Genomic DNA, 4,614 nt, shown 5'->3' with positions numbered 1-4,614 from the left:
TAGAGCAATTGTGCCACTGTCAAATAATACCCTAGCTCCATAAGCAGTTAATCCCGATACTGCTAAATTTATTGCTAAACCTGAAACTAATTGATTGACTTTTAAACTGACACAAAGATAGGCATGAATTAAGCCTAAAATTCCCCCTGCAAAAATTGCTACTAAAGTTCCTATCCAGACATTTTCAGTGGAAATAGAAACAGCCGCACTGATAAAAGCACCTGTTAATAACATTCCTTCTAAAGCAATGTTTAGAATGCCGGAACGTTCGGAAAATATTCCACCTAAAGCAGCAAAAGCTAGAGGAACAGAAAGTCGAATTGTGGCAGATAAATAATCAGAGAAAAAATTGATATTTGTCATTTTAGTCCAGTAGGGTGCGTTAGACCGCTAAAATTTAGACTGTGGGTGGCATTTAACAACCCGTCGTAACGCACCATTTGAGTTGTGTCCACTACAGCAACACCCAAACAATTATAACTTTTTGTTGGGGGTTGCACATTATGGAATGATATTACCAAAAATTAGTTTAGACTTTAACTAAAAAAAACTATTAATTAGTCATTCTAGCAATTATCAAATCCAAAATCCTGTTCATCAAAAATATAAAATCATTCGTCACTGTGCAACGCCTTTTGTTGGGTTTCCTTTGTCAACCCAAACTACAAAATGCTTAAATTGTTACTTAATTCATTCTGACTCCTGACTCCTGTCTCCTGACTCCTTTTTTAAACTTAATTGTTACTTAATTCATTCTGACTCCTGACTCCTGTCTCCTGACTCCTTTTTCAAACTTATTGCTAAAAACAACACTGTTAAACCTTGAATAGCATAAACAATAGTTATCGACACCCCCGCACTCCGCTGCATCACATTTGCCCCACTCCTGAGAACGCCAAAAAATAAGGATGTTAAAATTACTGCTAGGGGGTTGCCCCGACTTAATAATGCTATGGCGATCGCGTCAAAACCATAACCAGGAGAAAAGTTTTCAAATAACCGATATTTTGCTCCCAATACTTCTGCGCTTCCTGCTAAACCTGCTAAACCACCGGATAAACCCATGACTGCGACAATAGTCCGGTTAACAGAAATTCCGCTGTAACGAGCTGCAGTAGGGTTTTGCCCCACGGCATCCACTTGATAACCGAAAGCTGTTAACGACAACACCACCGCTAAAATTATCGCAATAGCTAACCCCAATAAAATTCCGGCGTGAGCTTGAGTTTTCGGCAAAATTATCGGTAAACGTGCTGACTCGGCAATTAGAGGAGTGTAGGGACTAGGGGCGTCGGGGGCGATAAGTGGTTCATTTACCATGTAATTGACAAAATTTTGAGCGATGTAATTTAGTAGTAGGGTAGTCAACACTTCATTTAAACCACGGGTAACTTTGAGAAAACCAGCGATCGCTCCCCAAAATGCTCCGAGAAGAAAACCTGCTGTTAATGCTAGGGGTAAATGTATCCATATTGGTAAGTTAGGCAAATATAGTCCGGCAACAACACTGCCTAAAGCACCCATATAAATTTGCCCTTCGCCACCGAGATTAAATAAACCTGCTCGTAATGCTATTAATATTCCTAAACTTGCTAGTAATAGTGGGGTGGTTTTGCTGAGGGTATCGCTGAAACCAAAGTAGGTAGTTAGAGATTCTTGGAATAGAGCGGTATAAGCAGTTACAGGATTGGTTTTTGCTAAGAGCATTAGAGCTGCTCCTGTTAATAAGGCGGCGAATACGGCGAATATTGGGAGTAGAATTTTCTGCATTAGTTTGTAGTTGGGTTTTGGCTCCTAAAAATTTTATCTCAATATTATGTCTGTTTTTGCTCACCCACAATAAAAACAATAAACCGTAGGTTGGGTTAAGCGGCAGCGCAACCCAACATAAAACTTCTCGACTTGCTGTACCATTATGGCTTTATTACCACCGTTGATTTTTGTTGGGTTTCCTCCGTCAACCCAACCTACACAATGCTATAAACCGTAGGTTGGGTTAAGCGGCAGCGCAACCCAACATAAAACTTCTCAAGTTGCTGTACCATTATGGCTTTATTACCACCGTTGATTTTTGTTGGGTTTCCTCCGTCAATCCAACCTACAAAATACTGAAATGCTTATATGTTAAAGTCTACAAGTCTCTGCGCGAGAGAAGAGAACTCCGAAATACCCCTTCGGTACCTCTCCTATATCTATCTGCCCAAACGACTCAAACGGAAGGTATCCCCGGTAAGCCACTACTATCAATCCACTTTCATCACTAATTTTATCGTAGTTCACCTTTTCCCAACTTTCATTTATACACCATCCTACTTCTTTACCAAATTTTTCCCACACTTCTCTATTGTACTCCCTCCTACCACCCAAACTTTGATAAATTTTCTTTTGCACAGAAAAGCCAAACTTACCTAGACTATATTTTACCCAAAGCTGGTCTATTATGCGGAGGTCTTCGCAAGGAAATTTCTCTATATCTTCTACCCTCAGCCAACCTTCTTTTTCTGGCCCTGCAACTTGTAATATCACTTCATAAGTTTCCTCATCTGCCTCTCTCCATTTCTGAGCAGCTAGGAACTCGCGCAGTTTGAAATATTTAGAAGATAAACTTTGTTGTGGTGAAACTTCTAGGAGTTTTTTAATCGATCCATTTTCAAAAATATACTTTTTGCCAGATTTTTGCTCATTATCCAATGTCATTTCAGAGCAAAGCAACTGTTGAATTTTAGGGTAATTTTTCAGCCAATAATTTGCATTTCCTGTTTCCCGATCGCTGGGTGTAGATTCAGGACTAAGTATGATGGAATTAGTTGATAGAATAGATTTATCAACAGCATCTTTTTCTAACTCAGCAAGTAATTGATAATTATTCTTTAGTTCCAAAAGAAGACGGGGATATCTAAGGGTAATAGCAGTAAACTTACCTATTTGTTCTACAGTTATTGTTTCTCTTTCAGCAAAAGTTACTCCAATAGAATAATAAGCAATATAAATTCTGAGTCTCAGTACATTAATATATTGTTTTATACGACGGGGATTATAATCAAAAAAAGGAGCAACCATCTCTATAACTTGAGCAAGGCTTTCTGAATCTAAATCTTTTTCAATAATTGGGAAAATAGGTAAATCTAGAGATGAAGTCTCAGCCTCTTGAGATTCTGAATTTTGTTCTGAAACAGAAGACTCTTCTGCCTCTGTTTTTTCCCCTTCTTTTTCTTTTGATGAAAATATTCTGTCTTTAAATTTTTCTATCCATTCTTTTCCATCATTAAATCTTGCAGGCAAATCAAATACTTTGGCAATTAAACTATGAGGAATCCAAAAAAAACGTTTTTCTTGTTTTTCTGAAGAAGTTTTTATTTCTAATATTTTTTCAACAAAACTATCCAACGTCTTTAGAGAAGGTGCAGGAACTGAAAAAGATAATTGTACAAACTTTTCCAGAAAACTAAAACCATAATCAACCTTTTTACTCAACTTCTGACTTTCATTTTCTTCTGCTTCATTTTCGGCGATCGCTGAAGCTAGAAAAGGAATAACATCTTTTTGTTTAAAACTTATAGCTGCTGCCACCTTTTCCCGATCCATACCCAAAATAAAAATTATCTTTGGGTCGTTAGAAATCATCATATTTAGAGCTTGTAATAAGTCGGCAGATTTATCCAACTCACAACGGTCAATATCATCAATAAAAACATAAATCTTTTCATTTTCACCTACATAAGCATTAACAATTTTAGAAAAATCCTCGTGAAACTTTTCAATAAAAGCTACTTGTTTCTCATAATCAGGATGCTCAAGATATTGAGTCAAATCCATTTTTGGGTCGCCAATTAAATCCTTTATAGTTCCCATAAGTTTTCTTATTGCAGCAAAGGAACCAGTGCCAAAACTAAAGCCAAAAACAAATTTGAACAAATCATTTATCAACGAATTTTGGGTATTTTCCTGGTCTGTTAATTTTGAGTCTTGATTATCATTTTTATCTTTCTCATTATTAGTTTCTTGATTGTCTATTATTTGATTTTCATCCTCTTTCTTGGAATCTTCTGTTTTAACAAGACCTGCCAAAATTTCAGACCATTGAGGAATTCTCTTAACGCCAACATTCCAAGACACAACCGGAATAGCCAAAATAATACCAATAATCAATAAAACTATCATTAAAGTTTGAATAGCTTTCAACGGTTTTCCTTTGAAATTCAAACGATAAAAAAATAGCCTCAAAGCATCCCCACTGTTAATCACAAAATCAGATAAATTACGATTATTAGACAATTGTTCTAAAAAAGATAGAGCAAAAGTTGCCCAAAGAGATTCAGATTTATCATGTCGCCAAGCATTAAACCAAACTGTTTGAGTTTCTTGTTTGAATTTTAATCTGAAAAGTTCATAGATATCTGATACATCGCTGAAAATAATCCGGTCTTTTTTAATTTTCTGCCAAACTTTCTTTGACTCTTCCCGATCTAATTCTTTAGACTTCTTTTTAACTTCAGATTCAAGTTGTTTCATAAAAGAAGATTTACCGCTACCCCATTCACCTTCAATAGAAATAGTTAGTGGTGGTTTAGTATCTTTATGAGTCAAAAATTCAGTCATTGCTATGACATAAGG

At 36.3% G+C, this 4,614-nt stretch carries 3 protein-coding genes and 1 pseudogene; all 4 read right to left on the bottom strand.

The window, feature by feature from the left end; translation table 11 throughout:
• Positions 1 to 363: pseudogene (locus F6K13_RS19325) on the bottom strand (ABC transporter permease); the annotation flags it as partial.
• On the bottom strand, positions 360 to 521 hold the full coding sequence (locus tag F6K13_RS19320; protein ID WP_161565005.1) for a hypothetical protein: 162 nt from the start codon (positions 519 to 521) through the stop codon (positions 360 to 362). The pseudogene F6K13_RS19325 and the gene F6K13_RS19320, both read right to left, overlap by 4 nt.
• A 229-nt stretch (positions 522 to 750) precedes the next feature.
• Positions 751 to 1,770, bottom strand: coding sequence for an ABC transporter permease (locus tag F6K13_RS19315; RefSeq protein WP_287288063.1), 1,020 nt, complete (start codon positions 1,768 to 1,770; stop codon positions 751 to 753).
• A 354-nt stretch (positions 1,771 to 2,124) separates the two neighbouring features.
• On the bottom strand, positions 2,125 to 4,614 hold a 2,490-nt coding region (locus tag F6K13_RS19310; RefSeq protein ID WP_287288061.1), incomplete at its 5' end, for a GUN4 domain-containing protein.

The organism is Okeania sp. SIO2B9, assembly GCF_010672505.1.
Taxonomy (GTDB): domain Bacteria; phylum Cyanobacteriota; class Cyanobacteriia; order Cyanobacteriales; family Microcoleaceae; genus Okeania; species Okeania hirsuta.
Note: the sequence above shows the minus strand (reverse complement) of the source record. Positions and strands in the feature narration are given on the sequence as shown.